32 protein-coding genes and 1 pseudogene are annotated in these 26,035 nt (G+C 70.1%); 10 read left to right on the top strand and 23 right to left on the bottom strand.

Going from position 1 to position 26,035, the window contains the following annotated elements; translation table 11 throughout:
- From G3N96_RS39385 to G3N96_RS28805, 8 genes and pseudogenes are all read right to left on the bottom strand, one after another.
- Positions 1-307 (bottom strand): annotated as a pseudogene (locus tag G3N96_RS39385) (hypothetical protein); the annotation flags it as partial.
- Between the two features lie 179 nt (positions 308-486).
- Positions 487-3,243, bottom strand: a complete 2,757-nt coding sequence (ligD, locus tag G3N96_RS28775; protein WP_206139283.1) for a DNA ligase D — start codon at positions 3,241-3,243, stop codon at positions 487-489.
- A 24-nt stretch (positions 3,244-3,267) separates the two neighbouring features.
- On the bottom strand, positions 3,268-4,281 hold the full coding sequence (locus tag G3N96_RS28780) for a Ku protein (RefSeq protein WP_241022867.1): 1,014 nt from the start codon (positions 4,279-4,281) through the stop codon (positions 3,268-3,270).
- 39 nt (positions 4,282-4,320) lie between these two features.
- On the bottom strand, positions 4,321-4,824 hold the full coding sequence (locus G3N96_RS28785) for a YetF domain-containing protein (protein ID WP_206139284.1): 504 nt from the start codon (positions 4,822-4,824) through the stop codon (positions 4,321-4,323).
- A 12-nt stretch (positions 4,825-4,836) separates the two neighbouring features.
- A complete protein-coding gene (katE, locus tag G3N96_RS28790; protein ID WP_206139285.1) occupies positions 4,837-6,942 on the bottom strand; it encodes a catalase HPII in 2,106 nt (701 codons plus the stop codon).
- Positions 6,943-7,071: 129 nt separating this feature from the next.
- On the bottom strand, positions 7,072-7,458 hold the full coding sequence (locus tag G3N96_RS28795; protein ID WP_206139286.1) for a DUF3022 domain-containing protein: 387 nt from the start codon (positions 7,456-7,458) through the stop codon (positions 7,072-7,074).
- The gene (locus G3N96_RS28800; protein ID WP_006767422.1) at positions 7,455-7,616 is read right to left on the bottom strand and encodes a DUF1328 family protein; all 162 of its coding nucleotides are present in this window, start codon (positions 7,614-7,616) and stop codon (positions 7,455-7,457) included. The genes G3N96_RS28795 and G3N96_RS28800 overlap by 4 nt, the downstream gene beginning before the upstream one ends.
- Before the next feature lie 46 nt (positions 7,617-7,662).
- On the bottom strand, positions 7,663-7,851 hold the full coding sequence (locus G3N96_RS28805; protein WP_089443853.1) for a DUF3008 family protein: 189 nt from the start codon (positions 7,849-7,851) through the stop codon (positions 7,663-7,665).
- Here G3N96_RS28805 and G3N96_RS28810 point away from each other — a divergent pair.
- Positions 7,850-8,095, top strand: coding sequence for a hypothetical protein (locus tag G3N96_RS28810; protein ID WP_206139287.1), 246 nt, complete (start codon positions 7,850-7,852; stop codon positions 8,093-8,095). The genes G3N96_RS28805 and G3N96_RS28810 overlap by 2 nt on opposite strands.
- A 162-nt stretch (positions 8,096-8,257) precedes the next feature.
- On the opposite strand, the gene G3N96_RS28815 is transcribed toward G3N96_RS28810, so the two are convergent.
- The 6 genes from G3N96_RS28815 to G3N96_RS39760 form a co-directional block, all read right to left on the bottom strand.
- On the bottom strand, positions 8,258-8,767 hold the full coding sequence (locus G3N96_RS28815) for a DUF892 family protein (protein ID WP_206139288.1): 510 nt from the start codon (positions 8,765-8,767) through the stop codon (positions 8,258-8,260).
- 111 nt (positions 8,768-8,878) lie between these two features.
- The gene (locus tag G3N96_RS28820) at positions 8,879-9,187 is read right to left on the bottom strand and encodes a hypothetical protein (RefSeq protein ID WP_206139289.1); all 309 of its coding nucleotides are present in this window, start codon (positions 9,185-9,187) and stop codon (positions 8,879-8,881) included.
- A 25-nt stretch (positions 9,188-9,212) separates the two neighbouring features.
- On the bottom strand, positions 9,213-9,524 hold the full coding sequence (locus tag G3N96_RS28825) for a hypothetical protein (RefSeq protein WP_124579702.1): 312 nt from the start codon (positions 9,522-9,524) through the stop codon (positions 9,213-9,215).
- Positions 9,521-9,748, bottom strand: a complete 228-nt coding sequence (locus tag G3N96_RS28830; protein WP_124579704.1) for a hypothetical protein — start codon at positions 9,746-9,748, stop codon at positions 9,521-9,523. Before G3N96_RS28830 ends, G3N96_RS28825 begins: the two co-directional genes overlap by 4 nt.
- A gap of 184 nt (positions 9,749-9,932) precedes the next feature.
- The gene (locus G3N96_RS28835; RefSeq protein ID WP_089443848.1) at positions 9,933-10,238 is read right to left on the bottom strand and encodes a hypothetical protein; all 306 of its coding nucleotides are present in this window, start codon (positions 10,236-10,238) and stop codon (positions 9,933-9,935) included.
- Positions 10,235-10,369 carry a hypothetical protein gene (locus G3N96_RS39760; RefSeq protein ID WP_277399461.1) on the bottom strand — a complete coding sequence of 45 codons (135 nt, stop codon included), beginning with the start codon at positions 10,367-10,369 and terminating at the stop codon, positions 10,235-10,237. The genes G3N96_RS28835 and G3N96_RS39760 overlap by 4 nt, the downstream gene beginning before the upstream one ends.
- 48 nt (positions 10,370-10,417) lie before the next feature.
- On the opposite strand from G3N96_RS39760, the gene G3N96_RS28840 reads away from it, so the two are divergent.
- From G3N96_RS28840 to G3N96_RS28860, 5 genes are all read left to right on the top strand, one after another.
- Entirely contained in the window at positions 10,418-10,672 is a 255-nt protein-coding gene (locus G3N96_RS28840) for a hypothetical protein (protein ID WP_089498322.1), read from the top strand.
- Positions 10,673-10,751: 79 nt separating this feature from the next.
- Positions 10,752-11,183: a CBS domain-containing protein gene (locus G3N96_RS28845; protein ID WP_089459853.1), complete on the top strand. Its 432-nt coding sequence runs from the start codon at positions 10,752-10,754 to the stop codon at positions 11,181-11,183.
- 92 nt (positions 11,184-11,275) lie between these two features.
- Positions 11,276-11,758 (top strand): PRC-barrel domain-containing protein, encoded by a 483-nt coding sequence (locus G3N96_RS28850; RefSeq protein WP_124579710.1) that lies wholly within the window; start codon positions 11,276-11,278, stop codon positions 11,756-11,758.
- Between the two features lie 276 nt (positions 11,759-12,034).
- Complete coding sequence (locus G3N96_RS28855; protein WP_206139290.1) at positions 12,035-12,700, top strand: UdgX family uracil-DNA binding protein; 666 nt, start codon at positions 12,035-12,037, stop codon at positions 12,698-12,700.
- Positions 12,697-13,977, top strand: a complete 1,281-nt coding sequence (locus G3N96_RS28860) for a divalent metal cation transporter (protein WP_206139291.1) — start codon at positions 12,697-12,699, stop codon at positions 13,975-13,977. Before G3N96_RS28855 ends, G3N96_RS28860 begins: the two co-directional genes overlap by 4 nt.
- An 86-nt stretch (positions 13,978-14,063) precedes the next feature.
- Here the strand turns inward: G3N96_RS28860 and G3N96_RS28865 are convergent, their stop codons facing one another.
- From G3N96_RS28865 to G3N96_RS28895, 7 genes are all read right to left on the bottom strand, one after another.
- The gene (locus G3N96_RS28865) at positions 14,064-14,672 is read right to left on the bottom strand and encodes a DUF892 family protein (RefSeq protein WP_206139292.1); all 609 of its coding nucleotides are present in this window, start codon (positions 14,670-14,672) and stop codon (positions 14,064-14,066) included.
- A 57-nt stretch (positions 14,673-14,729) separates the two neighbouring features.
- On the bottom strand, positions 14,730-15,335 hold the full coding sequence (locus tag G3N96_RS28870) for a DUF4142 domain-containing protein (RefSeq protein ID WP_206139293.1): 606 nt from the start codon (positions 15,333-15,335) through the stop codon (positions 14,730-14,732).
- Between the two features lie 34 nt (positions 15,336-15,369).
- The gene (locus tag G3N96_RS28875; protein ID WP_089459844.1) at positions 15,370-16,227 is read right to left on the bottom strand and encodes an SDR family oxidoreductase; all 858 of its coding nucleotides are present in this window, start codon (positions 16,225-16,227) and stop codon (positions 15,370-15,372) included.
- Positions 16,228-16,332: 105 nt separating this feature from the next.
- A complete protein-coding gene (locus G3N96_RS28880; RefSeq protein ID WP_206139294.1) occupies positions 16,333-16,902 on the bottom strand; it encodes a hypothetical protein in 570 nt (189 codons plus the stop codon).
- Positions 16,903-16,966: 64 nt separating this feature from the next.
- Complete coding sequence (locus tag G3N96_RS28885; RefSeq protein WP_089459842.1) at positions 16,967-17,266, bottom strand: DUF2795 domain-containing protein; 300 nt, start codon at positions 17,264-17,266, stop codon at positions 16,967-16,969.
- A gap of 26 nt (positions 17,267-17,292) precedes the next feature.
- On the bottom strand, positions 17,293-18,321 hold the full coding sequence (locus G3N96_RS28890; protein WP_124579725.1) for an SDR family oxidoreductase: 1,029 nt from the start codon (positions 18,319-18,321) through the stop codon (positions 17,293-17,295).
- A gap of 30 nt (positions 18,322-18,351) precedes the next feature.
- Positions 18,352-18,753 (bottom strand): BON domain-containing protein, encoded by a 402-nt coding sequence (locus G3N96_RS28895; protein WP_206139295.1) that lies wholly within the window; start codon positions 18,751-18,753, stop codon positions 18,352-18,354.
- Positions 18,754-18,995: 242 nt separating this feature from the next.
- On the opposite strand from G3N96_RS28895, the gene G3N96_RS28900 reads away from it, so the two are divergent.
- Together G3N96_RS28900 and G3N96_RS28905 are read left to right on the top strand one after the other, a co-directional pair.
- Positions 18,996-20,315 carry a glycosyltransferase family 1 protein gene (locus tag G3N96_RS28900; protein WP_206139296.1) on the top strand — a complete coding sequence of 440 codons (1,320 nt, stop codon included), beginning with the start codon at positions 18,996-18,998 and terminating at the stop codon, positions 20,313-20,315.
- Complete coding sequence (locus tag G3N96_RS28905) at positions 20,315-21,361, top strand: UDP-glucuronic acid decarboxylase family protein (RefSeq protein WP_124579773.1); 1,047 nt, start codon at positions 20,315-20,317, stop codon at positions 21,359-21,361. The genes G3N96_RS28900 and G3N96_RS28905 overlap by 1 nt, the downstream gene beginning before the upstream one ends.
- A 31-nt stretch (positions 21,362-21,392) precedes the next feature.
- On the opposite strand, the gene G3N96_RS28910 is transcribed toward G3N96_RS28905, so the two are convergent.
- A complete protein-coding gene (locus tag G3N96_RS28910) occupies positions 21,393-23,732 on the bottom strand; it encodes an ATP-binding protein (protein WP_206139297.1) in 2,340 nt (779 codons plus the stop codon).
- Between the two features lie 101 nt (positions 23,733-23,833).
- On the opposite strand from G3N96_RS28910, the gene G3N96_RS28915 reads away from it, so the two are divergent.
- Together G3N96_RS28915 and G3N96_RS28920 are read left to right on the top strand one after the other, a co-directional pair.
- On the top strand, positions 23,834-24,544 hold the full coding sequence (locus tag G3N96_RS28915) for a PIG-L family deacetylase (protein WP_206139298.1): 711 nt from the start codon (positions 23,834-23,836) through the stop codon (positions 24,542-24,544).
- Positions 24,523-25,446: a glycosyltransferase family 2 protein gene (locus tag G3N96_RS28920; protein ID WP_206139299.1), complete on the top strand. Its 924-nt coding sequence runs from the start codon at positions 24,523-24,525 to the stop codon at positions 25,444-25,446. Before G3N96_RS28915 ends, G3N96_RS28920 begins: the two co-directional genes overlap by 22 nt.
- Positions 25,447-25,460: 14 nt before the next feature.
- Here the strand turns inward: G3N96_RS28920 and G3N96_RS28925 are convergent.
- Positions 25,461-26,035 (bottom strand): sigma 54-interacting transcriptional regulator (locus G3N96_RS28925; protein WP_206139300.1); only part of this gene is annotated, 575 nt, incomplete at its 5' end.

Here is a 26,035-nt window from a genome sequence, read left to right on the forward strand (position 1 = left end):
CCCGCTCGCGCGCGGCATTGATCGCCTCGACGAAGAACAGCGAGCCCGTCTCCTGCTTGTCGGCCGGCCCCATCGGCACCACGAGGCAATGCATGTTGTCGCCGGGCTGCGCGGGCGGGGGCGGCGCGGCCGTATTGCCGTTGGTGCCCGGCGTCGACATGTCCATCGACGGATTCGGCGCACCGGTGCCCTCGTCCGGGCGTTGCGAGTTCTGCGCCCATGCGGCAGGCGCGGCCGCGATGATCGCGACGGCCGCGCACGCCAGCACGCGCGGCGCGACACACTTCGATTCGGATACCGATTTCATGAAGTTTGCTCCCTGATAGAGATCACGTGAAGGAAATGCCTGCCCTTCCTTTCAGCAAGGCCCATGCCGCGGTCGTCACGCATGCGGGCCGTCGTGTCGACCTCCGTGATCGCACGCGGGACCTCCGCAGCGCCGCCGAAAAGCGGGCACCACCGTCTGCCGCGTCGGCGTTGACGCATTCACGTTTCAGCGCCCAGCCGCGCGCGCATCGCCGCGGTGATGCGCTGCCGCGCGTGCGCATAGCCTTCCCACGGATCGCGTTTCAACGCATCCAGGCGTTCGCGCAGCGTGTCGATCGTCCATTGCGCCCCGCCCGTCGTGTCGGGCACCTCGTCCCAGTCGAGCGGCACCGATACGCCCATGCCGGGCCGCGCGCGTACCGAGTACGCGGCGATCGTGCTCGCGCCGCGGCCGTTGCGCAGGTAGTCGACGAAGATCTTGCCGCGCCGGTGGCGCGGCCCCATCGTCGCCGTGAAACGGTCGGGCAGCGCGCCCGCAATGTGCTGCGCCACCGCGCGCGAGAAATCCTTCACGTCGTCCCAGCCCGCATGCCGCGTGAGCGGCACGACGACGTGCAGCCCCTTGCCGCCGCTCGTCTTGCAGAACGAGGCGAGGCCCAGCTCGTCGAGCAGCCCGCGCACGAGCTGCGCGGCGTCGATCATCGCGCGCCACGGCAGCGCCGGATCGGGATCGAGGTCGAACACGATGCGGTCCGGCCGCTCGATGTTCGACGCGTGCGCGTTCCACGTGTGCAGCTCGACCGTGCCCATCTGCGCGGCGCCGAGCAGCGCATCGACGCTGTCGAGCGACAGCAGCGGCCCGTGGCCGGGATCGAGCCCTTCGTGCTGCGTGACGAACGGAATCTCGCGGCGCTCGGCATGCTTCTGGAAGAACAGTTCGCCGGCGATGTCGCCCGGTGCGCGCACGAGCGACACGGGCCGGCCCTTCAGGTCCGGCAGCAGCCACGGCGCGACCCATTGCCAGTAGTGCGCGAGGTCGATCTTGCGCGTGCCGCTGTGCGGATCGAGCACCCGCTCGGGATGCGTGATGCGCACGCGGCCGACACGATCGGCGGCGGCCGCGCGCTGCGTGTCGCCGGCAGACACGGCCGCTCGCGCGCCGTGCTTGCGGCCGTGCGCCGTATCGGGTTGCGGGGCATGCGAGGATGCGTCGTGCGCCGCGCGGGATTCGTTCATCGTCGCCTCCGTTTTGGTTGGCCGTGGCACTTCGCGGACGATCTGCCGCGCCGGCTTGTCGTCGCGCAGCGCGATGAACGCCGCCTGCCGCACGATGCCGTCACTCGTCCATTCCGCGAATTCGCATTCGGCGACGAGCGTCGGCTCGACCCAGTGGACGCGCGTGCGGGACCGTTCGCGCGGCGGCGGATCGAACGGCGTCGTGTCGCGTTCGTGCCGGCGCAGCGTCGCCGCGAGCCGGTCGAGCAGACGCGTGTCGAACCCGGTGCCGACCCGGCCGACATAGCGCAACGGCGGGGCGGCGCGCGGCCGCCTGGGCCGCTTGCCGCCCGCGGCCGGCTCGTACACGCCGAGCAGCAGCGCGCCGAAGCCGTGCCGGCTGCCCGACGGCTCGGTATAGCCACCGATCACGAACTCCTGGCGCCGCCGGCATTTCAGCTTGATCCATGCGGACGAGCGGCCGCCGCGATAGCGTGAATCCGCGCGCTTGCCGATCAGCCCTTCGAGCCCCGTGTCGCACGCACTCGCGATCAGCGACGCGACGTCGTCGCCGAGATCGGGCGAGTAGCGCAGCCGCGCGGGATCGCTGCCGGCGAGCAACGGTTCGAGCAGCGCGCGTCGCGCGGTGAGCGGCGCATCGCGCAGGTCGTATCCGTCGAGAAACGGCAGATCGAACACGAACAGCGTCACCGCGTCCGAACGGCCCGCGCCGAGCGCGTTCTGCAGCGCCTGGAAATCGGGCAGCCCGTGCTCGCCCAGGACGACGGCCTCGCCGTCGAGCCACGCGTTGTCGACCTCGAGCGCCGCGAGCGCGTCGCGCTGCACGCGCAGCTTCGCGGTCCAGTCGCGACCTTCGCGCGTCATCAGCGTGACGTGCCGACGCGCACCGCGGCCCGCGATCCGGGCGAGGATCCGGTATCCGTCGAACTTCACTTCGTAGCGCCAATCATCGTGAGCGGGTGGTGCATCGACGAGCGTCGCGAGTTGCGGCGTCACGCGCTCGGGCAATGCCGCGCGCACCGCGCCTTCCGCCTGCGACGGATCGATCGCCGTGGCGCGCGCCCCGCCGTCATGCGGCGGATGGGCAGGCGCCTTGCGCGCCGCCTGTGTCCGGCCGTCATGCACGCTGCCCGGCTGCTGCGCGACGACATCGAAGCTGGCCGCATCGCGCGCGTCGTCGTCGCGTTCCTTGATCAGCAGCCATTGCTCCTGGCGCCCCTGCTGCCGCCCGCTGCGCACCAGCGCCCAGCCGCCGTGCAGCTTCGTGCCGTCGAGCCGGAACGTCAGCTTGCCCGCGCGGTAGCCGTCGCGCGCGCGGGCGATGCCGCCGTCGGGCGTCCACGTGCCCTCGTCCCACACGGTGACCGAGCCCGCGCCGTAATGGCCGGCCGGGATCTCGCCTTCGAACGACGCATATTCGAGCGGATGATCCTCGACGTGCACGGCCAGCCGCTTCACCGACGGGTCGACGCTCGGCCCTTTCGGCACCGCCCATGACTTCAGCGTGCCGTCGAGTTCGAGACGGAAATCGTAGTGCAGCCGCCGTGCGTGATGCTCCTGGATCACGAAGCGCAGCGGCCGGGCGGTGCGCGCCGATGGTCGCGCTTTATGCGCGTTCTGCGCGTTCTGCGCGCTCGCGTGGGCATCCGCACCCGCGCGCCGCCGCCCGTGCGCCCCCTCGGGTTCCGGCGTCGCATCGAAGCGGCGCTTGCGGCGATAGGGTTCGAGCTTGCCGGCCATCGCGTCACCCTCCTTCCCGCGTCGTCACGCGGCGTGCTTGCGGCGCACGGCGGTCTTCTTCGCCGCATGCGTGCCGGTCGCGCCGTGCTTCGCGGCCGCGCGCTTCGCCGATGCATTCGCCGGCTTCTTCGCCACGCCCTTCGCGGATGTTTTCGCCGCCGGCTTGCGCCGCGCGCCGGTCGATGGCGAAGGCGAAGGCGCACGGTCTTCCTCGGCGTCGTCCGTGCGCGCGGCACGCGCACCCCCGCCGCCCTTCAGGCTGCGCTTGAGCAGCTCGGTGAGATCGACCACGTTGGTCGCCGTGCGCGCCGTCTGCGCGGGCCGGTCCTCGATTTCCTCGATGCGGCCCGCGCGCACCTTGCGCTCGACCAGCTCGAGGATGTCGTCGCGGAACGTGTCGTGATACTCGTCGGGCGTCCAGGCGCCCGACATGTCGTCGATCAGCTTCTTCGCCATCGCGAGTTCGCGCGCACTGACGCCCGCGCGCTTCGCGTCGTCGGCCGGCACCGACAGTTCGTCGAGCGGCCGCAGTTCCTCCTGCCAGCGCAGCGTATCGAGCGCGAGCAGCGGCCCGACCGGAATCAGCGCGCCGAGATGCTGGCGGTCGCGCATCACGACGTGCGCGATGCCGATCTTGCCGCTGTCCTTCAGCGCGTCGCGCAGCAGCGCATAGACCTTCTCGCCCTTGCGGTCGGGCACGAGATAGTACGGCGTGTCGAGATACAGGAACGACACGGCGCCCGCGTCGACGAACGTGACGATGTCGACGGTCTGCGTCGATTCGGGGTTCGCCGCGCGGATCTCGTCGTCGGTCAGCACGACATAGCGCTCCTTCTCGTACTCGTAGCCGCGCACGATGTCCTCGCGCGTGACGTCCTTGCCGGTGCGCTTGTTGACCTGCCGATAGCCGACCGGGTCCATCGAGCGCTTGTCGAGCAGCCGGAACGACGGCTTCACGGTGCGCGTGGCCGGAAACAGCTGCACGGGCACGTGAACGAGCCCGAAACTGATCGCGCCTTTCCAGATCATGCGAGTCATCGATGTCCTCCTCGCGGCGTCTCTCGCCGCACGCAGCCGTCACGGCCTCCGGCAACGGCTGCGCCGCACGATGCTGACGTGGCCGTTGCGCTCCAGGATCGCCGCGTCGACGTCCGACAGGTCGTCCGCGCCGAGCGCCTGACGCACGCTCTCATGGACGTCCGTCGGCGTGATCAGCGCCGCGCGCATCTGCGCGTCGTCGAAGCGGCCGTTGCGATACACCTCGCGCTCCGCGCCGACCAGCAGCCGTTCGAGCCGGCGCGAGCGCACACAGGCCCAGCCGATCACGCGATGCAGCAGCGCGATCGCGAACGACGCGGCCACCGTCGCGACGAACGGCGACGCACCGACCACCGCGCGGCTCAGGATCGCGCCGAGCAGGATGCCGACCACGTAGTCGAACGGCGAACGCTGGCCGAACGCGCGCCGCCCGGCGATGCGGATCAGCACCAGCGCGATCGCGAACACGACGATCGAGCGCAGCACCATCTGCCCGGGGTCGAGCAGCCGGCCCTGTCCGAACAGCGCGACGACGACGTCCATGATCGCGTGGTGCTAGGCCGGCAACTCGGCGGCCTGCTGCTCGCGCGCCCAGACGCGATGGCGGCCGAGGTGATCGGACAGGTCGTTCAAGACTGCGTCGAGATCGACGGCCTGCCCGACGCACACGCCTTCGGCCGGGTCCGGCAAATGGGCGGCGCTCAGCAATTGCCGCCCCGACCCGACGGCCGCGATCGGCTTCAGGTGCTTGAACGCCTCGCGCACGAAATGCCGCGCGTCGGCGCTGTGCGCGAGGTCGCGACCGTCGCCGTCATCGCCGCACACGAACACCGCGTCGAACATCACCGACGGCATGCCGGCCAGCGTCGCCTGCGGCACGATGCTGCCGATCGGCGCCAGCGTCGGCGCGACGACCGTCGGCACCGCATGCGCGGCCTGCAGCGCATCGCGCACCTGCTGGACGAGCGCCTCGCTCGTCCCGGCGGTCGCGATCAGCGCGATCTTGCGCGATTGGATGCCGGGCTTGGCGCGGCCGATCAGGCTCAGCGCCGGCGAACGCTGCGCGACCGCCGGCGTCGCGCCCCCGTGCGGCGCGGGCAGCCCGAGCCGCTCAGCCACCTGCGCGGCCAGCCCCGCGTCGAAGCGGGCAATGATGTCGTTGACCACCCGCTCGCGAATGGGCGGCTGCGTCACCTTGCCGAGTTCAAAGCAGTACGCGTCGCGGATATGCCGCTGCTCGATCTCGGTCATGCTCTGGTAGAACAGCGCGGGCTGCGAGAAATGATCGGCGAACGTCTCGCTGCGCACGCGCACCTTGTCGCCTTCGAGCGGCTCGTGCACGGTCTCGAAGCCGCCGCCGGCGGGCGCGGGCGGCGTCTCGCGCGGCCAGCCGCCGCTCGTCGAATTCGGTTCGTACGACGCCTGCCCGACGTTGATCGTCTGCCGGTGCATCGCATCGCGCTGGTTGTTCGCGAACGGGCACACCGGCCGGTTGATCGGGATCTCGTGGAAGTTCGGGCCGCCGAGCCGGCTCAATTGCGTGTCGGTGTACGAGAACAGGCGCCCCTGCAGCAGCGGATCGTTCGTGAAGTCGATGCCCGGCACCACGTGCCCCGGATGAAACGCGACCTGTTCGGTTTCCGCGAAGAAGTTGTCGGGATTGCGGTTCAGCGTCATCCGGCCGATCGGCCGCACCGGCACCAATTCTTCCGGCACCAGCTTGGTCGCGTCGAGCAGATCGAAGTCGAACTTGTCGGCATCGGCCGGATCGATCATCTGCACGCCGAGTTCGAACTCCGGATAGTCGCCGCGCTCGATCGCCATCCACAGGTCGCGCCGGTTGAAGTCCGGGTCATGGCCGGCGATCCGCTGCGCCTCGTCCCACAGCAGCGAATACGCGCCGCTCACGGGCCGCCAGTGGAACTTCACGAAACGCTCGGCGCCCGCCGCGTTCACGAAGCGAAACGTATGCACGCCGAAGCCGTCCATCGCGCGGAAGCTCGCGGGCAGCGCGCGGTCGGACATCAGCCACAGCACCGTGTGGGTGGTTTCCGGCACCAGCGACACGAAATCCCAGAACGTGTCGTGCGCGGACGCGCCGGTCGGCATCTCGTTCGGCGCCTCCGGCTTCACCGCATGCACGAAGTCGGGAAACTTGATCGCATCCTGGATGAAGAACACCGGCATGTTGTTGCCGACGAGGTCGTAGTTGCCCTCTTCGGTATAGAACTTCACCGCGAAGCCCCGCACGTCGCGCACGGTGTCCGACGAGCCGCGCGGCCCCTGCACCGTCGAGAAACGCACGTACACCGGCGTTTCGGCGGCCGGATCCTGCAGGAACGCGGCCTTCGTGTAGTCGGCCATCGGCTCGTACACGCGGAACACGCCGTGCGCGGCCGAGCCGCGCGCATGCACCACGCGCTCCGGAATGCGCTCGTGATCGAAATGCGTGATCTTCTCGCGCATGATGAAGTCTTCGAGCAGCGACGGGCCGCGCGGGCCGCCGCGCAACGTGTTCTGGTTGTCGGCGATCCGCACGCCCTGGTTGGTGCGCAGTGCCTCGTGGTCGGGCCGCGAACGGTGCGCGTCGAGCTGGCGCGATTTCGCGCTGTCCTGCGGCTGGGCGGGCGGCGTCTTGCCGGATGAGGGGGAATGGGTCATCGATTGGATCCTCGTGGCGTTCGGAAGGGTATCCGCCACGCGCGCGCCGCATGGCTGCGGCGCGCACGGGCGGACGGCAGGAAAACCGGCGCGGCCGGGCGCGACCGCACCCGCCGGCCGGCGGTGGCTTCAGGGTGCGCGCAACGCCGCGCCGAGTTCGGCACGCGTCACGTCGAGCGCGACGTTGCATTCGATCGCCGCGTCCTCGACGCGCGGCTTGCGCGCGTCCACCGCGCGCCGCGCGCGGTCGCACAGATGGGTGCGCAAGCGCAGCCGGTCGGCCGCGTCGAGCGACGCATAACGCGTGATCACGTCCGGCTCGAACCGCAGGTCGACCGCGCAACGCCAGTTGCGCGCGCTCGCGTCGGCCGGCACACGCACCCACGACACCTGGATCGTCAGCCGCCCGGACGCATCGTCCGCGTGCACGACGACGGTCGATGCCGACGGGAAACCGTTCGCGAGCGCATGCTCCAGTTCCGCGATGCGCTGCGACCGGTCGGGCGTGACGCTCATCGTCGAACGACGCCCAGCAGCAGCGTGACCAGGAAGATCACCACGAAGATGTAGAACAGGATCTTCGCGATCTCCGCCGCGCCGGCTGCGATGCCGCCGAAACCGAACACGGCCGCGATGATCGCGATGATGAAGAAGATGATGGCGTATCGAAGCATGGAACCCTCCTGGATGACAGCGGTCACCGGTACGTATCGGCGTCGATCAGGCGTCGTGCTTGTGTTTCGGTTTGCCGTGGGTCGGCGTGGAGGCCATTTTCTCGAGCTCCTTTTCGCTCATCGATTTGGCCATCGACTTCGACGGCGCCTTGAGGTCCTTCATTTTCGTCTCGCCCCGCTTGGCCGACAGGGCGGCCCCGGCGGCGCGTTGCTGGGCCTGCGATTTGGCTGGCATGGTCGTGCTCCTCTCGTGGGTGCGCGCATCGCGGCAGGCGGTGGCGCGCACGGGGTTGAACGCGGTCGAATGCGGTCGCATCGCCCGGCCGTCACGCCGCGTCGCGGCACTGCGGGCCGGCTCGCGAAATCGTCATCACCTGGCGATCCTTCGTCACGGTGCCATGCGCAAGAACGATGCCTCGGCCGCGTGGCCCCGGCGACGCCAGCCTCGAAAGCCGCCCGGCGGTTCGATTCACGGTTGACCGTCTGCCTGCGTCATGCATTGAGCGTGCCAGCGCGTCGAAGCGCGTCCGTGGCGGGTTCGCCCTGGGTGTGGCCGCGAGCGGGAGCGGATTATTTACAAGCCGGCGGCAAGTTTTGGACACGCATTCCGTCAGCCGTGAAGCCTGCCGGATCGTCAACCGTCAGCGCTTCGCATCGATGCGGTCGACGGCCGAACGATCGAGAAAGGCGGTCGTCAGTGCCGGCAGGTGGCGCAGCAGCCACGCGGCCATGCCGCGCTCCTGTTGCAGGATCCGTTCGCAGCAGGCGTGGATCTCCGCTTCGCCGGCCGCCTGCGCGGCCGCGGCGAGCGCCGTATACGCGGCGATCTCGACATGCGCGAACGCGTACCCGGCCAGCGCTCCCTTCACCACTTCGTCGACGGCCAGCATGCCGCTCGCGATCCGGCCATACGCGGCAATGCGCGCGGCCAGGTCCTTGATCGCGGACGGCGTCGTGCCGAGCCGCATCAGGCACGCTTCGACGAGCGCCTGCTGGCCGAGCGTGTCGTCGAGATGCTGGCGCAAGCGATCCTGCAACTGCGGATAGTGATCGAGCCGTTTCAGTTGCGCGGCGAGCAGCATCTCCGCCTGCCGCTCCATCGCATACGCATCGCGCAGCCAGTCTTCCAGGTGTTCGCGCGGATTCGCCATCGGTTTCCTCCGGCCGCACAGCGGGGCGGCATGCCGTGCGCCGCATTGGACGGCGCGCTGCACGGCGCAGGCGATCCCGCGCGCATGCCGGGGTGAGGTACGGGCGCCGGGTCAGTACTGCATCAGCGGCGGCGTGCCCGGCAGCGGCCGGTCACCCTGCGCACCGGTCGAGCCGGTCGACGGCCCGTCGGCCGCTTCGCCGCCGGCCGTGCCCTGCGGCATCATCGTGCCCGGCGCCGGGCGCGTATCGCCACGCGTATTCGCGTCGGGCATCGTCGTGGTCGACTGTGCGCCGCGGCTGTCGGGTGACGCACCACGGGCGCCGTAAGGGCCGTTCGCCGGTTGCGTGCATGCACCCAGCGCGCACACGGCGGCACACGCAAGGACGCCCATGCGTATCGTGTTCTGGATCGGGTTCATCGAAATCCTCCCTGTGACCGGCATCTCATAGCCGGTTGAAACGGAAATCGCCGGCGTACGCGGTGGGGGCGCGGCGCGCCATCATCGCGTCGAATTCCACCGCCACGCGCGTGAGCGCACGGCGCTGCGCGTCGATGCCGGCCTGCTCGAGCGCGGCGAACGCGTCGGCGTCGAACGCCACGGTCAGCGACGCCGGATGACCGTCGACGCGAAAGCCGATATGCAACGCGCCGAGCGGCTTTTCCTCGATATGGAACGGCATCGCGCGTGCCTCGAAATGGCGGCCGAGCGTTTCGGCGATGTCGCGCAATACGCCGGGTTTCAAGCGGATGCTCATGACCATGCCTCGTTGCGCGTTCGCGGGACCGCGCCGATCGGCGGCGTATGCACGGGCGGCTCACGCTCCGGCGGGGCATGCCCCGGCGGGTCGCCCTCGGGTTGCCGGTACGGCTCGGGCAGGTCGGGGGGCACGTCGTCGGGATCGGGCGGTTCCGGATCCGGCCCGATGCCGGGTAGCGGCGGTTCGGGCCGCTGCAGCCACTGCGCTGTGTCAGGTGTCATCGGCACTCCTTCCTTGCGGGGTCGGCGGGTCGACAGCGGGCGCGACCTTCGCCTGCCCAGGGTGCGCAAGCCGCATGCCGTCCTTCTCGCCATCCGCGTGTCCGCCGCGACGCGCACGCGGGTGCCGCGATCGGCCTGCCGTGCCTTCGCTACACCGTCCGCTGCAAATCTTGCAACGGCGCGGCTACGCGTCGAACGCGGCCATCACGAGCCACAGCTCGCGGCCGTCATCGCGTACCTGCGCGGCGAGCGCATACGAATCGGACGGCTCGCACGCACGCTGCAGCGCGAACCGCGCGGGCTCGGTCGAGCCGAACGTCTCGCCGCCGAGCGGCCTCACGTCGGCCTTGCCTTCGAACATCCGGCGCTCGGGCCGGTAGATCAGCGGTTCATGCTTCCATTCGTTGAAATGGCTCTTCAACGAATCGAATCCGCCGCCGCATACGTTGACCTCGTAGCGCACGCCCGGTCGTCGTTTCGGAATCGTCATCGTGCCTCCCGCTCGATGTAGACGCGGCCGGCACCGGTTGCGCCATGCGTCATCGTCATCGTCATCGTCATCGCCATCGCGGCAAGTCGCGTGCCGCGTGCGTCCGGCGCATCCCGGCGCAGGCCGGGCATGGCCGTTGCGGGTGGGACACGCCATCGGCATCGACATGGAGGCTTGCGATGAAGGATTCGACCCGGACCGGCCACGACGCGCCGGCACACGAACGGCAACCTGATCCGTCGCCGCCGCTCAAGCACCACGACCGCGCGCGGACGCGCCATTCGGAACGCCATATCGACAAGCAGCTCGAGGACACGTTTCCCGCGAGCGACCCGCCCGCGACCGGCGGCGTCACGCGCATCGAGCCGGACACGCCGCCCGGCACGCACGACGAGGGGCCGTGGCAGGACAAGCGCGAACGCGGCGACGCGTGAGCGCCCACGGCACGTGGCTTGCTGATTTTGTGCGGCCCATTTCGATCCATTGCACTACCGAACTCGAGAGGAGAAATTCATGCATCGCGTCAACGAAATCATGTCGCAGGACGTCGTGCACATCGCACCGACCGACTCGATCCGTCATGCCGCGCAACTGATGGAGCGCTACGACATCGGCGCCCTGCCCGTGTGCGACAACAACCGGCTGATCGGGATGGTGACGGACCGGGATCTCGCGGTGCGCGCGATTTCGGCCGGCAAGCCGCCGGAGACGCGCATCCACGAAGTCGCATCAGGCCCGATCGAATGGTGTTTCGACGACGATTCGCTGGACGAGATCCAGCACTACATGGCGGACGCGCAACTGCGCCGCCTGCCGGTCGTCGATCACGACAAGCGGCTGGTCGGCATGCTGTCGCTCGCGGACATCGCGACCCGCATGGCCGGCCCCGAGCGGGACGATCTCGCGAACACGCTCGAGGGCGTGTCGCAACCGAAGCAGACGTGACGGAGCGACCCTCGCCCCGTCCCGACCACCCCGCGCGACCCGCAGGGCCCGCCCCCGGGCACCGTCGCGCCCCATGCAGCCTGGAGGACACCATGCAGACTTCCGATCAAGGTCAAACCCGCATCATCGGCAAGGGCGCCGCGACGGCGGCCGGCCCTGGCCCCGACGTGATGGCGGCCGATACGCTGGAAGGCGACAAGGTCTATACGACCGACGGCGACGACGTCGGCAAGATCAAGGACATCATGCTCGACGTGCGCTCCGGCCGCGTCGCCTACGCGGTACTGTCGAGCGGCGGCATCCTCGGCATCGGCGACAAGCTGCACGCGATCCCGTGGAGCGCGCTCACGCTCGACACCGAGCGCAAATGCTTCCTGCTGTCGGTGTCGTCCGAGCGGATCCGCAACGCACCGGGGTTCGACAAGGACCACTGGCCGGCGATGGCCGATCCGCAATGGGCGACACCGCTGCACGAGTTCTACGGCAGCACGCCGTACTGGAGCGCCGGCGACGAACTCGGGCTGACCGACCCGACCGAGGACCTGAACGATCCGCGCTCACGCGACCGTCTCTGATCGCGTTTTCGCGCTGCGCCGGTTCGGCGGCGCAGCCGCGTCGAACGCCCCGCCCGCGCGGGGCGTTTTTCTTGCCGGGTGTCGCGGGGGCGTATTGCAGATGATCCGGCCGTGTACGGGCGCCAGCCCGGCTCGAACGATGCGGAACGGCAGTTGCTGTACAGGTCGAATCGTCGTACCGGAGCCCCTCATGCGCGTCACGCTGCGCTTTCGTTTCTGTCCCGCCCCGCTGGCGTGCGCGACATGCCGCGCCCCGGGCCGCACGGGCGTCGTCACATGACGCGCCAAACGCCGCCGCCCGCCGACGACGCACCGGCGACACTCGGCGCATGCCGCCGCTGCGCGTTGTGGGAGCATGCGACGCAGCCGGTGCCCGGGGCCGGCCCCGTCGACGCGACGATCATGCTGGTCGGCGAGCAGCCGGGCGACCAGGAGGACCGCAAGGGATTGCCGTTCGTCGGCGCGGCCGGGCGCATGCTGAACCGCGCACTCGATGAAGCCGGGATCGAGCGCGCGCACTGCTACCTGACGAACGCGGTCAAGCACTTCAAATGGGAGCCGCGCGGCAAGCGGCGGCTGCATAAAACGCCCGCGCAACGCGAGGTGGCCGCGTGCCGCTACTGGCTCGAACGCGAGCTCGACGCGGTACGGCCGCGCGTCGTCGTCGCGCTCGGCGGCACCGCGTTGCGCGCGCTGCTGCAAGACAACGATGCGACGCTGGAGGCCGCACGCGCGCCGGTTCGCACGGCGCAAGGCCTGCTCGTCGTCGCCACCTATCACCCGTCGTACGTGCTGCGCACGCGCGGCGCCGATTCGCGCGAGCATGCGTACCGGACGCTCGTCGACGCGTTGCGCACCGCATCGCGCCTGGCCGGCGAACCCGACCGCGACGGCGACCTCGATCGCGACAACCGGCCCGGCGCACGCGGAGGCACCCGATGAGCGCGCCCGGCGACGACGTGCAGCCGGCCGCGGACGCCGCGCCGCGCAACCCGACACCGTGGTACCGGCGGCTCGGCCCCGGCCTGCTCGCGGGGGCGTCCGATGCCGATCCGAGCAACATCGCGGTCTACGCGCAGGCCGGCAGCCAGTTCGGCTTCAACATGCTGTGGATGATCGTCGGCACGCTGCCGATGATGGTGGCCGTGCAGCTCGCGTCGGCGTTCATCGGGCGCCGCAACCGCGCGGGCCTCGTCGCGGGCATTCGCGAGCACTACTCCGACCGGCTCGCCAAGGCGCTGATCGTGATGGTCGCGATCGTCAACGTCGTCAACGTCGGCGCCGATCTCGCGGCGATGGGAGACGCGACGGCGCTCGTCGCTGGCGGGCGCAGCTACTGGTACGCCCCGGCTTACGGGGTCGCGTCGCTCGCGCTGCAGGTCGTGCTGTCGTACGAACGCTATGCGCGCTGGCTGAAATGGATGACGCTCGGGCTGATCGCCTACGTGCTCGAACTCGGCTTCGTGCGGATCGACTGGCACGCCGTACTGCACGCGATCGTGCTGCCCCGGATCGAATTCACGCATGCGTATGCCACCACGACGGTGGCCGTGCTCGGCACGACGCTCAGCCCGTACCTGTTCGTGTGGCAGGCCGCGCTCGAAGTGGAGGAAACGGCATCCGGGCAACCCGACACACGCCGCGAGACCGAGCGGCGCGTCACGTTCGACACGTGGGTGGGCATGATCGTCACGAACGCGGTGTCGTTCTGCATCATGGTGATCGGCGCCGCCGTGTTCTTCGCGCACGGCCGGCACGACATCGGCAGCACCGCGCAAGCCGCCGAGGCGCTGCGGCCGATCGCCGGCGAAGCCGCGTTTCTCGTGTTCGCGTTCGGCATCGTCGGCTGCGGGCTGCTCGCGATTCCCGCGTTCGCGGGCAGCGCCGCGTATGGCTGCGCGGAAGCGTGGCGGTTCCGCGAAGGGCTGAACGAGCCGGTGCGGCGTGCCCCCGCGTTCTATGCGGTGCTGGCCCTGTGCGTATTCGCCGGCATCGCGATGTGCGCGAGCCCGATCGACCCGATCAAGGCGCTGTACTGGAGCGCGGTGCTCAACGGCATCGCGGCGGTACCGATGCTCGTGCTCGTGATGCTGCTGTCGCAGCGGCGCGAGGCGGCCGGGCAACCCGGCAGCGGCATCGTGTCGAAAACCTTCGGCTGGCTGGCGGTCGCGCTGATGGCGGCGTCGGTCGTGACGATGGTCGTCGACCTAGTGACCTGAGCCGCGCATCGACCGTTCATGGCGCACACCACTTTCGTCGCGCCGGGCCGGGCTGACCGCCTCCCGCCAAGCCCGGCCCGCCGCACTTACATCATCTTGCCGCGCGACTTTTCGGCGCGCGCCGCGTCCGCCGCCGATTCGACCTTCTTCACTTCTTCCGGCGGCGGCAGCACCGCCTTGAAGCCCATCGACTGGATCCACATCTCGCGCGCCCAGCCCCGCGTGTGATACAGGTGATGATCCTCGTCGGCCTCGACCTCGTCGTGCGCGTCCTTCAGCGTCTTCGCGGCATCGCCCGACAGTTGGTCGGCCGCATAGCCGATCAGCTCCCAGTTCAGGTGATCCTTGGTCTCGGCGAGCACCACGCACTCGGCCGCGACGACCTGCGCGACCGCCGGCTCGGCCTGCTTCCGCGCCTGCTCGATCGTATGCACGAGCGCCTTGCCGATGGCCGCCACCGCGCTGCGGCCCGGCGTCTGCGCGTCGGGATCCATGCCGAGCGTGTCGAACACCTTGCGCAGCACCTCCTGGTGATGCAGCGTCTCGCGGTGGTACTTCTCCCATTCCTTGTGCAAATCCTCGTCGGTCGCGCATTGCAGCGCGGCTTCGTAGATCTTCGCGCCGCCAAGCTCGGTTTCGTATGCCTGGCAGAGCAATTCGCGGATGCCTTCATGCTTCGGTTGCCGATGGGCCATGACTGACTCTCCAAAAAGACGGGCCGCACGCGCGGCCCGGGGTTGAACGGGCACGCGTTACTGCGCGCCCACCTTGCGTTCGAGCACCTGCGCCATGCTCAGGTGATGCCGCAGCGTCGGCAGCGTGGTGCTCGCGAACTCCCTCAATTGCGGATCCCGCCCGTTGCGCGCTTCGCCTTCGAACAGCGCGACGGCCTTGCGGTGCGCAGCCGGACCGACCGCCGCGACGTACGCAACGTCGAAGTCGCGACCGTGCTTGCCGCGCAGCGCCTCGACGTCGGGGTCCTGGATCTGCTCGACCTGCGGCTTCATGCCCTGGCGCGTGGCAATCTCGTTCAAGCGCGCATTCGCCTTGCCGTGATCGGCCACCATGCGCTGCGCGAAGGCGCGCACGTCCGGCGACTGCGCCTGCCGCAGCGCAAGCTGGCTCGCCTGCATCTCGGCCTTGCCGGCGATGGCCGCCTTGTCGACGAATTCCGCGTCGCCGCCTTGCGGCGCTTTCGCGATCATCGCGTCGCCCGCGCCCGACGACGGGTTGATCACGCCGCCCGGCACGTGTGAATTCGATGCGGGCGGCTCGCTCGGCATCTGCGCGCGGGCGAGGCCGCCGGCGGCGAGCAGGGCCGCGGCGAACGCCGCGATCGTCCAGTGGGGTCGTTTCATGGGCTTCCTCCTTGCATTAGGCGAGAGACGGCCGTCAGCCGCCGACGATCGAGCCGCCGTTCGGGTGCAGCGTCTGCCCGGTCATGTAGCTCGCGCCTTCCGACGCGAGCAGCACGTAGCAGCCGATCAGTTCGTCCGGCTGCCCCGGCCGCTTCAGCGGCACGTTCGCGCCGAACTTCGCGACCTGCTCGGCGGTGAACGTCGATGGAATCAGCGGCGTCCAGATCGGCCCGGGCGCGACCGCGTTGACGCGAATGTCGCGCTCGGCCAGCTCCGCCGACAGCGACCGCGTGAACGCGACGATCGCGCCCTTGGTCGCCGAGTAGTCGGGCAGCGTCGGATTGCCGTGATACGCGGTCACCGACGCGGTGTTGACGATGCGTCCGCCGTGCTTCATGTGCGGCAGCGCGGCCTGCGTGCAGAAGAACATCCCGTACACGTTCGTGCGGAACGTGCGTTCGAGCTGTTCCTCGGTCACGTCCTCGATGCCCGGGCGCGGATGCTGTTCGCCCGCGTTGTTCACGAGCACGTCGAGCCGCCCGAGCCGCTCGACCGTGCGCGCCACTGCATCGTGCGCCTGCCGGCGATCGCCGACGTCGCACATGATCGCCTCGCAACGCCGGCCGGCCTGCTCGATCAACTGCTTCGTCTGCGCGGCGTCGTCGGACTCCTTCAGGTAGACGATCGCGACGTCGGCCCCTTCCTTCGCGAAGCCGATCGCGACCGCGCGGCCGATGCCGCTGTCGCCGCCCGTCACGAGCGCGACCTTACCGGCGAGCTTGCCGCTGCCGACGTAGTCGGCCGCCGAGTCGCGCGGCTGCGGATGCATGTCGCGCTCGGTGCCCGGCTGATGGTCCTGCTTCTGAGGCGGCGGTGTCTGTGCAGTAGTCATGGGTGCGTTCCTCCCTGAACGGTGTCGTCAATCGCTCGCAAGCGGCGTGCCGCGCACGGCGGCGACGTCGTTGCGCGCGCAACGCGACGAACGGGCGTAAAAAATTCAGCGTGGGGGGTCGCTCGATGCAGGCTCGCCGGGCCGGCGTACCGGATCGAAGTCACGCCACTCGCCGTCCCGCCAGTCGCCCTCGACACGCTCGATCGACGACGCCCCGGTCGCGCGCAGCACGTCTTCCGCGGTATTGGCTGTGTCGGGCGCCACGCGCACCGCGAGGATCACGCCGGATTCGCTCCGCGCGAGCGTGCCCTTGCCCTCGGCCTGCTCGCCGCGCATCCGGCCCAGCGCGCCGCCGAAGGCGCCGAGATACGCGCCGGCCAGCGCGGCGGCGGCCGGCACGAACCAGTAGCGCACGCCGATCACATAGACGATGAGGCCCACGACGATACCGATCACCACCCCGCGGATCGCGCCGATCATCGCGCCGCGCCCGCCCGGCTTCGCCGCCGTGTCGGCATAGACGTCGCCCCCGATCGGAAAGCGCGCATGCTGTCCGGCCGGATTCAGGAAGAAGATCGATACGTCATCCGAACCGAACGCGCGCTCGTAAAGGTGGCGCGCCCCACCTTCCGCTTCGTCGAACGTCGTGAAGCGGCCTGCGACGATCATCGCCATGGTCGTGCTCCTCGTGACGGGGGTGGCGCCGCGTGCAATCGCACGCGGCGCGACGGGTCGGCGCTCACATCAGCCGCCCGAGTTCCTTCGACACCGACGCCGGCGTACCGTATTCGCGATCGGGAATGCGGCGGAGCATGTCGATCACGCCGGGATCCGCATGCGAGCGTTCCGCGCACTCGACGACCGCCGCCTTGCTGGCCGGATAGTCCATGCCCTTCAACGCCTTCTGCACGTCGATCGGGCTCGGCGCCTTGCCGTGGCCGCCCTGATGGCCGCCCTTGTCATGGTCCTGCTGCGTGCGCTCGCCTTCGTGCGCGCGCGAGTGGCTGTATTCGTGGCCCGTATGCTGTCGGGATGTCATGAAAATCTCCTTGGGGATGAACGAAATCACGTCGACGCGCGGCGCGCACGCGCCAGCGCGGCGACCACCAGCGCCGCCGCACCGAGGGCAAGCGCCCCCGCCACCTTCGGCCGCTGAACGACCGTGTTGTAGGCGCACCCGCGCAGCACGGGCCCGTCCATGCCTGCGCGCTCGTGCAGCGCATGGCGCGGCTCGTACAGCGCGTTGTCGTCGCGCGGGCGGGCCGGGCGATCCGTGCGCTGGCTGCGCCAGAACAGCCGCGACGCGATGCGATCGAACAGGCGCGGCACGTGATACGCGCTCGCCGACGTGAACTTCGCCGCGCCGCCCACGAACAGCGTGCGGCGCGGATGCGCGGCCGCGAACAGGATCGCGTCGGCCACCAGTTCCGGGTCGTAGATCGGCGGCGGCAGCTTCGCCTCGACGTTCATGTAGTTTTTCGCGTGCATCACGAACATCGTGTCGATCGCGGCCGGCTTGATCAACGTCACGGACACCGGCAGGTGGTCGCCCTCCATCTCGAGCCGCAGCGAATCGGTAAAGCCCTTCACCGCATGCTTCGACGCCGCATACGCGCTCTGCAACGGCACCGGCGCGTCGGACGCCTCGCTGCCCATGTTGATGATCGCGCCGCCGTGAAAGTCGTCCTTGCGCCGGAAGTGGTCGGCCGCCACCAGCGAGCCGTGCACGACACCCCAGTAGTTGGTGTCGAACAGCTTGCGCTGGTCGTCGAGGGGCACCGCGGAAGCCGGGCCGAAGATCGATACGCCGGCGTTGTTGATCCACGTGTCGAAACCGCCGTAGGTCTCGACGGCCTTGGCGGCCGCGCGCTGCAGATCCTCGAGATTGCCCACGTCGCCCGCGACCGCCACCGCGAGATCGCCATGCTGGCGCAGTTCCTCGCACAACGTATCGAGCGCGGCTTCGTTCCGCGCGAACAGCACCAGCTTCGCGCCGCGGCGCGCGGCCTTGCGCGCGGTGACGAGGCCGATACCGCTCGTCGCGCCGGTGATCACGATCGTCTGCTCGCCGACCGGTTTGAGCATGCAGTTCATGGCTGGACTCCTTGTGCGGCGCGGCCGCGGTCACTTGGCCCGGATCGTCAGCTGATCGCGCACGTCCTGTACGCCGTCGACCTGCTTCACGACGCTGACGGCCTGCGTGCGCTGCGCCTCCTCGGGCACGCTGCCGGTGAGCGTCACGATGCCGCGCCGCGTCTTCACGTGGATGTCGCCGGACGACAGCCCGTTCGTCCCGACCAGCTCGGCCTTCGCCTTGGTCGTGATCGTGGCGTCGCGGATCTTCGTGCCGGTCGTCGTATGCGACGACGCTGACATCGACGCGGCACTGTCGTCGCCGGCGGCGAGCGCGTTCGGCGCGATCACCGCGCACGCCGTGGTGGCGGCGATCGCGATCGCCATGCCGGCGCGCATTGCATTGCGACGGCGGATCCTCGAGGAACGGGCTTGCAGCGGAAATGCCTTCATCGTGACCTCCTTTCGTCGAGCCGGGATAGCCGGCGGGTGAGCGGGACAGCGCAAGTCGCGTGCCTCGGTGCCGGTGCGGCGCCGCCGCGGGATCGCCCGATCAGACGCCCTTTCATCCAACCCGTTGTAATTTTTTCGGTATCCCGACGGGGGGCGCCACGGGCAACGCACCGGGTACGCCGCTTGCCGAACCACCGGCAACGGCGGCCCATCCCCGCGGCCCCGAGACCGGGAGCAACACCATGCAAAGAATCGCGTTGATCAGTGAGCACGCATCGCCGCTGGGGGTGATCGGCGGCGTCGATGCCGGCGGGCAGAACATCTACGTCGCGAACGTCGCGAAGCAACTGGCCGAGCGCGGCCTCGACGTCGACGTCTATACGCGCTGCGACAATCCGCACCTGCCGGAAGTCGTGCCGATCGGCACGCACATGCGCGTGATCCACGTACCGGCCGGGCCACCGACCGACGTGCCCAAGGAACGGCTGCTGCCGTACATGGTCGCGTTTGCGGACAGCATGGTCGCGCGCATGCGGCGCGAGCCCGACCCGGTCGACGTGATGCACGCGAACTTCTTCATGTCGGGCGACGCGGCATTGCGCGTGAAGCGACAGCTCGGCATCCCGCTCGTCACGACCTTCCATGCACTCGGCCGCGTGCGCCGGCTGCATCAGGGCGACGCCGACGGTTTCCCCGATGCGCGCTTCGCGATCGAGGACACGCTCGCGCGTCGCTCGGACCGCATGATCGCCGAATGCCCGCAGGATGCGCTCGACCTGACGACGCACTATCGCGCCGACGCCGCGCGCATCGAGATCGTGCCGTGCGGCTTCGACGTGCGGGAACTCAGGCCGACGCCGCGCATCGACGCGCGCGCGCAGCTCGGCTGGCCGCAGGATGCCTTCGTCGTGCTGCAGCTCGGCCGCCTCGTGCCGCGCAAAGGCATCGACACGGTGATCGACGCGCTGGCCCGCATGCCGCGCGACCCGCGCCGGCCGACCCACCTTTATATCGTCGGCGGCAGCCAGGCCACGCCCGACCCGGCCCGCGACCCGGAGCTCGCCCGCCTCGCCGGGCTGGCGCACGAGCTGGGGATCGCCAATCGCGTGACCTTCGTCGGCCGGCGCGACCGCGACACGCTGCACCTGTACTACAGCGCGGCCGACGTGTTCGTCACGACCCCGTGGTACGAGCCGTTCGGCATCACGCCGGTCGAGGCCATGGCCTGCGCGACGCCGGTGATCGGCAGCCGCGTCGGCGGCATCCGCACGACGGTGGAAGACGGCAAGACCGGCTATCTCGTGCCGCCGCGCGATCCCGCCGCGCTGGCCGCGCGGCTCGTCCAGCTGCGCGCGCAACCCGATCTGTGCGCGGCGCTGGGACGCGCCGGCTACCTGCGCGCACATCGGTTCTACACCTGGCAAGGCGTGGCCGACCGGCTCGTCGACATCTATCGCGACGTCGCGCGGCCGCGCAGCGCCGGCGCGTCGGCCGGCACCGGTCGCCGCACGCCCGTGTCGATCACCTCGGGCGCGCTCGCCCATCGCAAGGAGAACGCATGATGAAGGGCCATGATCGCAAACGCGTACTCGTCGCCGGCGGCGCCGGCTTCCTCGGCTCGCATCTGTGTGAACGCCTCGTGACGGACGGTCACGACGTGCTGTGCGTCGACAATTTCTACACGGGCGCGAAGGACAACATCGCGCATCTGCTCGACGCGCCGACCTTCGAACTGATGCGGCACGACGTGACGTTTCCGCTCTATGTCGAGGTCGACGAGATCTACAACCTCGCGTGCCCCGCGTCGCCCGTCCACTACCAGCGCGACCCCGTCCAGACGACCAAGACGAGCGTGCACGGCGCGATCAACCTGCTCGGTCTCGCGAAGCGCGTGAAGGCGCGCATCCTGCAGGCGTCCACGAGCGAGGTGTACGGCGACCCCGACGTCCACCCGCAGCACGAGCAATACTGCGGCCGCGTGAACCCGGTCGGCCTGCGCGCCTGCTACGACGAAGGCAAGCGCTGCGCGGAAACGCTGTTCATGGACTATCACCGCCAGTACGGCGTCGACGTGCGGATCGCGCGCATCTTCAACACGTACGGCCCGCGCATGCATCCGGCCGACGGCCGCGTCGTGTCGAACTTCATCACGCAGGCGCTCGCCGACGCGCCGCTGACCGTCTACGGCGACGGGAGGCAGACGCGCTCGTTCTGTTACGTGGACGACATGGTCGATGCGCTGATCCGGCTGATGAATGAGCCGGGCGACGCGAGCGAGCCGGTCAATCTCGGCAGCGACGCCGAAATCGCGATGCTCGACATCGCGCGCGAGGTCGTGCGGATCGTCGGCGCGACGGTCGCGATCGAGTTCCGGCCGCTGCCGTCCGACGATCCGCGCCAGCGGCGGCCGAACCTCGAAGCCGCGCAGCGGCGCCTCGACTGGCGCGCGACCACGCCGCTCGCCACCGGGCTCGCGCGTACCGTGCGGTACTTCATTCACCGGCAGGCCGCGCATCACCCGCCCGGCGATCTCGTGCGCAGCACGCAGATCGCGTCGCACCTGCTCGCGCAGGCCGATATGCCGCGCCGCCCGGCACCGGCGCAGTGACGACGCCGGCGCGTCCGGTGCGCGCCGGCCGTCAGACGTCGCGCTTCGTCACGAGCATGATCTTCTGCGCCAGTTCGCGCACGTCGACCGGCTTGCACAGATAGCCGTCGAAGCCGGCCTCGAGGGCGCGGCGCTCATCCGCCAGGCCCGCGTGCGCGGTGACGGCGAGCACGCGCAGGTTTCGCGTGTCGCCGTTGCCGTCGCCGTCGCCGTCGCCGTCGCCGTCGACATTGCCGGCCCCGCGCCGCAGCGCGTCGAGCAGCCAGAAGCCGTCTCCGTCCGGCATCGCGAGATCGGACAGCACGACGGTGGGCTGCAGCCCGGCGGCCATCGCGAGCGCTTCGCGGCCCGACGACGCCACCGTGACGGCCGCGCCGAACGTCGTCAGCGCGGCTGTCAGGCTCGCGCGCGTCGTCGCATCGTCGTCGACGATCAGGATCCGCTGCGTGGCGAGCCCGAGCGGCGCCTGACGGTCGCCCGCCTGCGCGAGCCCCCACGCCATCACGCCGGCCGGCTGCCAGCCGGCCGGCAGCGTCACCGTGAACGTCGAGCCGAGATCGCGGCCCGCGCTTTCGGCCGTCACGGTGCCGCCGTGCAGCTCCGCGATATGCCGCACGATCGACAGCCCCAGGCCGAGCCCGCGCCGCGACGACGCGGGCGAATCGTCCGCACGGCGGAACATGTCGAAGACGTACGGCACGAACTCGGGCGCGACCCCCTGCCCCGTATCGGCCACGGTCAACACCGCATGCGTGCCGTTGCGCACCAGCCCGACATGCACGCTGCCGCCGCCCGGCGTGAACTTGAGCGCGTTCGACACGAGGTTCGACAGCATTTGCCGCAACCGTTCGGCGTCGCCGGACACGATGAACGTGCTGGACCCGCAAGCGAATTCGAGCATGACGCCGGCCGACGACGCGGCCGTCTGGAACGTGCCGACCGAGTCGGAGAACAGCCGCGCGAGGTCGACCGGCGCCGCGTCGAGCCGCAGCTTGCCGGTCGCGAGCGACGACGCGTCGAGAATGTCGCCGACCATCCGCGTGAGCGAGCGCGCGCTGCGGTCGATCGCATCGATCGCCTGACGCTGCAGCGCGTGGTCGACCGAGTTGCGCAGCACCTCGACCCAACCGTAGATCACGTTCAGCGGCGTGCGCAGTTCGTGCGACACCGTGGCCAGCAGCTCGTCCTTCAACCGGTTCGACGTATCGGCCTGGTCGCGCGCATCGCGCGCCCCCTGCAGCGACCGCTGCGCGCGCAGATCATGGCGGCGCCGCGCACCGGTCTCGTGCAGCGTCAGCGACAGCGCAATGGTCGCGACCGCGTCGCCGCGCAACCGGCGCGCCGACACGGTCGCACGAAACCGCCGGCCGTCCCGCCGGACACACAGCAGCTCGACGGGCCCGACCGCGTCGCTCAGTTCATCGAACGATTCGGCGAACGGGCTGCGCCGCAGCCAGCGCATCGCGACCAGGCTTTCGAGCGAACGGCCGCGTGCGTCGTCTTCGTCATAGCCGAAAATCCGCTGCGCGGCCGGGTTCCAGCTGACGATGCGGCCCTCGCCGTCGACGCCGACGATCGCGTCGGGCGATGCGTCGACGACCGCTTGCTGAAGACGCGACGCATCGACCCGCGCGCGGTCCGCGCTGGCGTCGCGCACGATCATCACCGCGCCGTCGATGTTGCCGTGCGCGTCGCCGAGCGGCGACGCCACCTCGACGACCGGTACCGGATCGCCGCCCCCCACCGCGTGCAGCCAGTGCCGGTCGGAGGTCGCATGGGCGCCGCCGAGCGCGCGTTCGAGCGGGGTCGTCGGCACGCGGCGGCCTGCGTGGTCGACGATCCGCAGCACGTCGCGCGCGGCGCGGCCGATCGCATCGTCGGGCCGGCAGCCGACGAGCGCGGCCGCGGCCGCATTGAGGTAGGTGAGCCGCCCGTTCGCATCGGCCGCGATCACACCGTGCGGCAGTGCCTGCAACACGGCATCGAGCTGCCGCCGCGCGGCCGCCTCGCGCCGGCGCGCACGATCGTTCGTGAGCCGCGCGTGGTGCAGCATCGCCGCGAGCGCGCACACCAGCACGCCGACCAGCATGAACGTGCCGAGCTGCATGAGCCGATCGGGCAGCGGCTGCGTATAGGCCGCGGGATCCGAGAGGAACAACGTCCACACGAGGATGCCGCTGGCCACGGTCGACACGACACCGAACAGGAACGACGTCGCCCATGCCGCGGCCGCGAGCAGCGGGTAGTACAGCACGAACGGCAGGTTCACGCCGCCGAAGCGGATCGCGAGCGCCTGCAGCACGGTCGCGATCGCGACCAGCATCGCTGCCATCACGTAATTGCCGGCGCGCGGATGGGTCATTGCAATCATCGGACGCATTCCTGTCGCGCGCGTCCGGGCGCCCTCGGGCCAACGACGGCCGGGCACGATGCCTGCTCGCCCGGCTGGCCATCCACCAGGGAGATCATCTCGTGACGCCTGCCCCGACACGCTGGCTCGTCGTCTCGCCGCATCTGGACGACGCTGTCTTCAGTTGCGGGCGCCTGCTTGCGGCAGCGCCCGGTTCGATCGTCGTCACCGTGTTCGCCGGCATTCCGCCGCGCGATGCGCCGGCGCCGCCGTGGGATCGCCGCGCAGGCTTCGATCGCGCCGACGAAGCCGTGCGTGCGCGCCGCGACGAAGACCGGCGCGCGCTCGCACGGCTCGACGCGCGGCCGGTCTGGCTCGACTTTCTCGACGATCAATACGGCACGCCCGCCGCATCGGCGGCGATTGCCGCGCGCGTGGCGCGGGAGATCGACGCCCATGCCGGATTCGGCGTCCTCGCGCCGGCCGGCCTGTTCCACCGCGATCATCTGCAAGTGCAGCAAGCCGCGTTGTCGCTGCTGGAGCGCGCACGCGCGTCGCCCGACGCGGCGCGCGTGTGGCGCTTCTACGAGGACGTACCGTACCGCCGGATCGCGGGGCTGATGGCCCGGCGCGTGAGCGGCTGGCGCGAGCGCGGCTGGATCGCCCATCCGGCCGGCGCCCCGGCCGGCGACCGCGCGGAAGCCATCGCCGCGAAAGCCGACGCGGTCGCCGCGTATGCGAGCCAGGTTGCGTTGTTCGATCCTCATATGCGCGCCGATCTCAAGGAACCCGAAACATACTGGCGGCTCGAATGCGACGTCACGTTCGCGTAACCCCCGCGCGCCACGTTGCGCCGCCGCCTGAACCGCGCGTGACCGCCATCGTGCTGACGTTCAGACGACCGACCGGACTCGCGCACACGCTGGCCCGGCTCTCGTCGCTGCCCGACCGGCCCGCCATCGTCGTCGTCGACAATGCGGCGCAAGCCGACACCGCCGCGCTGATCCGCCACCGCTTTCCGCACGTCGTACTCGTGCAGGCGCCCGCCAATCTCGGCGCGGCCGGCCGCAATCTCGGCGTGGCCGTCGCCCGCACGCGCCACGTCGCGTTCTGCGACGACGACACCTGGTGGGCGCCTGGGTCGATGGAGCAAGCGGCGGACCTGCTCGACGCGTATCCGCACGTCGCGGCCGTCACCGCACGCGTGCTCGTCGGCGCCGACCAACGCGAAGACCCGACCTGCCGCCTGATGGCCGACAGCCCGCTCGACGCGCCCGTCACGCTGCCCGGCCGCCCGATCCTCGGCTTGCTGGCCGGCGCGACGGCGTTCCGGCGCGATGCATTCATGCAGGCAGGCGGCTACCATCCGCGCTACTTTCTCGGCGGCGAGGAAGCGCTGCTCGCGCTCGACCTGTACCGCGCCGGCGGATGGCTCGTCTATGCGCCGCGCCTCACGGTCCACCATGACCCGTCGCCGCAGCGCGACGCGCGCACGCGCGCACGCGTGACCACCCGCAACGCGATCTGGACCGCCTGGCTCAGGTGGCCGGCCCCGGCCGCGCTGCGGCACACCGTGCGGCTGCTGCCGCGCCTGTGGCGCGAGCGCATGCTCGCGCGCACGTTCGCGGGCCTGGCGTGGATCCTGCGTGAGCGCCGCACGATCCCGCCGCACGTGGAACGCCTGCGCCGCCAGCTCGAGCGCGATGCGCGTCGGGATGCGTGCAACGGAGCGTGAGCGCGGCGGCACCATCACGAATCCGGTTTTCCCGCATCGTCATCCAGTTGCGCGAGCCGGTTGTAGATCGTTTTCAGGCTGACGTCGAGCACCTCGGCCGCCTGCGCCTTCACGCCGCCGCATTGCGCGATCGTGCCGAGGATCAGCTTGCGGTCGACTTCCTCGAGCGGCGTGCCGAACGGCACGGTGACGCGATCGTCATGCGAATCGACCATGCTCGACAGTTCGTCCATGATCGGCGGCGGCAGCGTATCGATCAGGTCCGTATCGCTGAAGATGCTCGCGCGCTGCACGAAGTTGCGCAGCTCGCGCACGTTGCCGGGCCATGCGTAAGTCTTCAGCGCGTCGCGCGCGGCGGCCGAGAAGCGCAATGAACGGCCGCTTTCCTCGTTGTAGCGCTGCAGGAACGCATCGGCGAGCATCGGGATGTCGTCGCCGCGCTCGCGCAGCGACGGCAACGGAATCGGGAACACGTTGATCCGGTGGAACAGGTCGGGCCGCAGCTTGCCGTCGGCCATCGCGGCCTCCGGGTCGCGGTTGGTCGCCGCGACGATGCGCACGTCCACGTCGATCTCGCGCGTCGAGCCGA

Origin of the sequence: Burkholderia sp. Se-20373 (assembly GCF_017104705.1) — a bacterium.
GTDB lineage: Bacteria > Pseudomonadota > Gammaproteobacteria > Burkholderiales > Burkholderiaceae > Burkholderia.

Bases quoted from the DNA above. Each gene is read 5' to 3' on its own strand.
- ligD (WP_206139283.1), bottom strand. From the start codon at position 3,243: ATGGCCGGCAAGCTCGAACCCTATCGCCGCAAGCGCCGCTTCGATGCG.
- G3N96_RS28780 (WP_241022867.1), bottom strand. From the start codon at position 4,281: ATGACTCGCATGATCTGGAAAGGCGCGATCAGTTTCGGGCTCGTTCAC.
- G3N96_RS28785 (WP_206139284.1), bottom strand. From the start codon at position 4,824: ATGGACGTCGTCGTCGCGCTGTTCGGACAGGGCCGGCTGCTCGACCCC.
- katE (WP_206139285.1), bottom strand. From the start codon at position 6,942: ATGACCCATTCCCCCTCATCCGGCAAGACGCCGCCCGCCCAGCCGCAG.
- G3N96_RS28795 (WP_206139286.1), bottom strand. From the start codon at position 7,458: ATGAGCGTCACGCCCGACCGGTCGCAGCGCATCGCGGAACTGGAGCAT.
- G3N96_RS28800 (WP_006767422.1), bottom strand. From the start codon at position 7,616: ATGCTTCGATACGCCATCATCTTCTTCATCATCGCGATCATCGCGGCC.
- G3N96_RS28810 (WP_206139287.1), top strand. From the start codon at position 7,850: ATGGTCGTGCTCCTCTCGTGGGTGCGCGCATCGCGGCAGGCGGTGGCG.
- G3N96_RS28805 (WP_089443853.1), bottom strand. From the start codon at position 7,851: ATGCCAGCCAAATCGCAGGCCCAGCAACGCGCCGCCGGGGCCGCCCTG.
- G3N96_RS28815 (WP_206139288.1), bottom strand. From the start codon at position 8,767: ATGGCGAATCCGCGCGAACACCTGGAAGACTGGCTGCGCGATGCGTAT.
- G3N96_RS28820 (WP_206139289.1), bottom strand. From the start codon at position 9,187: ATGAACCCGATCCAGAACACGATACGCATGGGCGTCCTTGCGTGTGCC.
- G3N96_RS28825 (WP_124579702.1), bottom strand. From the start codon at position 9,524: ATGAGCATCCGCTTGAAACCCGGCGTATTGCGCGACATCGCCGAAACG.
- G3N96_RS28830 (WP_124579704.1), bottom strand. From the start codon at position 9,748: ATGACACCTGACACAGCGCAGTGGCTGCAGCGGCCCGAACCGCCGCTA.
- G3N96_RS28835 (WP_089443848.1), bottom strand. From the start codon at position 10,238: ATGACGATTCCGAAACGACGACCGGGCGTGCGCTACGAGGTCAACGTA.
- G3N96_RS39760 (WP_277399461.1), bottom strand. From the start codon at position 10,369: ATGCCCGGCCTGCGCCGGGATGCGCCGGACGCACGCGGCACGCGACTT.
- G3N96_RS28840 (WP_089498322.1), top strand. From the start codon at position 10,418: ATGAAGGATTCGACCCGGACCGGCCACGACGCGCCGGCACACGAACGG.
- G3N96_RS28845 (WP_089459853.1), top strand. From the start codon at position 10,752: ATGCATCGCGTCAACGAAATCATGTCGCAGGACGTCGTGCACATCGCA.
- G3N96_RS28850 (WP_124579710.1), top strand. From the start codon at position 11,276: ATGCAGACTTCCGATCAAGGTCAAACCCGCATCATCGGCAAGGGCGCC.
- G3N96_RS28855 (WP_206139290.1), top strand. From the start codon at position 12,035: ATGACGCGCCAAACGCCGCCGCCCGCCGACGACGCACCGGCGACACTC.
- G3N96_RS28860 (WP_206139291.1), top strand. From the start codon at position 12,697: ATGAGCGCGCCCGGCGACGACGTGCAGCCGGCCGCGGACGCCGCGCCG.
- G3N96_RS28865 (WP_206139292.1), bottom strand. From the start codon at position 14,672: ATGGCCCATCGGCAACCGAAGCATGAAGGCATCCGCGAATTGCTCTGC.
- G3N96_RS28870 (WP_206139293.1), bottom strand. From the start codon at position 15,335: ATGAAACGACCCCACTGGACGATCGCGGCGTTCGCCGCGGCCCTGCTC.
- G3N96_RS28875 (WP_089459844.1), bottom strand. From the start codon at position 16,227: ATGACTACTGCACAGACACCGCCGCCTCAGAAGCAGGACCATCAGCCG.
- G3N96_RS28880 (WP_206139294.1), bottom strand. From the start codon at position 16,902: ATGGCGATGATCGTCGCAGGCCGCTTCACGACGTTCGACGAAGCGGAA.
- G3N96_RS28885 (WP_089459842.1), bottom strand. From the start codon at position 17,266: ATGACATCCCGACAGCATACGGGCCACGAATACAGCCACTCGCGCGCG.
- G3N96_RS28890 (WP_124579725.1), bottom strand. From the start codon at position 18,321: ATGAACTGCATGCTCAAACCGGTCGGCGAGCAGACGATCGTGATCACC.
- G3N96_RS28895 (WP_206139295.1), bottom strand. From the start codon at position 18,753: ATGAAGGCATTTCCGCTGCAAGCCCGTTCCTCGAGGATCCGCCGTCGC.
- G3N96_RS28900 (WP_206139296.1), top strand. From the start codon at position 18,996: ATGCAAAGAATCGCGTTGATCAGTGAGCACGCATCGCCGCTGGGGGTG.
- G3N96_RS28905 (WP_124579773.1), top strand. From the start codon at position 20,315: ATGAAGGGCCATGATCGCAAACGCGTACTCGTCGCCGGCGGCGCCGGC.
- G3N96_RS28910 (WP_206139297.1), bottom strand. From the start codon at position 23,732: ATGATTGCAATGACCCATCCGCGCGCCGGCAATTACGTGATGGCAGCG.
- G3N96_RS28920 (WP_206139299.1), top strand. From the start codon at position 24,523: ATGCGACGTCACGTTCGCGTAACCCCCGCGCGCCACGTTGCGCCGCCG.